Source organism: Nostoc sp. CALU 1950 (assembly GCF_051172895.1).
Classification (GTDB): domain Bacteria; phylum Cyanobacteriota; class Cyanobacteriia; order Cyanobacteriales; family Nostocaceae; genus Nostoc; species Nostoc edaphicum_A.
Window position 1 is genome coordinate 1 of record NZ_JBDNJQ010000384.1, and the last position, 1,146, is coordinate 1,146.

The window sequence follows — 1,146 nt, forward strand, 5'->3', positions numbered from 1 at the left end:
CAGAAGCAGCCTCATCACGCTTTGAGTTCAGCTGCCCCCTTTTTTCTTTCAGCTCCTTCTCAGAGTGACTCATTTTAGTTTTCAATTGTTTTAGTTCAGTTTCAGCATCCCCAACCGCAGCTTTGGCATCCCTTAACTGATCTTCAAGGCATTTATCTTCATTCCCACTGCTTTTACCAGCTAACACACCCTACCAATAGTGCTTAGATATTGAGTGTAAAGATAAGACAAGCAACCAGTGAGATTATATCTAAAAACTCCACGCATAATGAGCATACCTGGTATTCTCTCTCAATATCTTCCAAATTCTTAGCCAGATTTGCAACTTTCTCTTTAAGATCAGCTGCACCATCCTCAGCTTTTTGGACAGCAGAATCCCTCTCACCTATTGATTTTTTGATGTCTTTTATATTCTTCACAATCTGTCAAAGCATTAGCACTATATTTAAACCTGCTAGAACCTAAATTACGAAGATATTACACAATATACAGAGAGATAGATGCCTTTGCACGTGAGAGAGACAGATATCAACCAAAACTATGACAACAGATGCTGAAAACAGCCATTACTCGTCACCTTTTGAGCAGTTTTCTTTTCCGCCTTTAGCAACTCCTCCTGGTTTTTCATAACAGAAGTTTCCTTCACCAGAGAACAAGATAAAGAATCTGCTTTTTCTGAAATTGTCTGCAACTCACCACCTAATTGTGCTTCTTTCTCCGCAGTCAAGAGAGAGATCTTCTTCTCCATCTCTTCTATTTCTTCTTTTAACCTTGTACTGGTATCATCTTTCTCCATAATCTTCAATTTAATCTGTTGAACTCCACTAACTGTGTTATCCCGGACTTTCTCTGCCTGAATATATTCATATGCAATGCAGAACCTTTTTAACCGATCCAATTCTGCATTGCCATTGGCCCACTGCATGTACTGCATCCTTTCCTTCCTTAACTTCTCAAGAGCAGGAAGAATCTCTTGGTCAAGAAGCTTATCTATCTCGTCAACTTTGCTTTGCTTCTTCTCCAAAGTCTTCAAAGCAGAATCTTTTTTCATTTCATACATCCTTGTGCCAGCAGCCTCTTCTAACATGGATAAAATCTCTGGAGGCTTCATATTTAGGACTTTTGTGATGCGCCCTTGCATAATAA

Annotated in this window: 3 protein-coding genes; all 3 read right to left on the minus strand. The window is 39.3% G+C overall.

Annotated features, from left to right (window positions below; all coding sequences use genetic code 11):
* Nucleotides 1-187: hypothetical protein (locus tag ABF638_RS38050; RefSeq protein ID WP_435027896.1), on the minus strand; the 187-nt coding region annotated here is incomplete at its 3' end.
* 16 nt (nucleotides 188-203) lie between these two features.
* Entirely contained in the window at nucleotides 204-419 is a 216-nt protein-coding gene (locus ABF638_RS38055; protein ID WP_435027897.1) for a hypothetical protein, read from the minus strand.
* Between the two features lie 119 nt (nucleotides 420-538).
* The coding region (locus ABF638_RS38060; protein ID WP_435027898.1) for a hypothetical protein at nucleotides 539-1,146 on the minus strand (608 nt) is incomplete at its 5' end.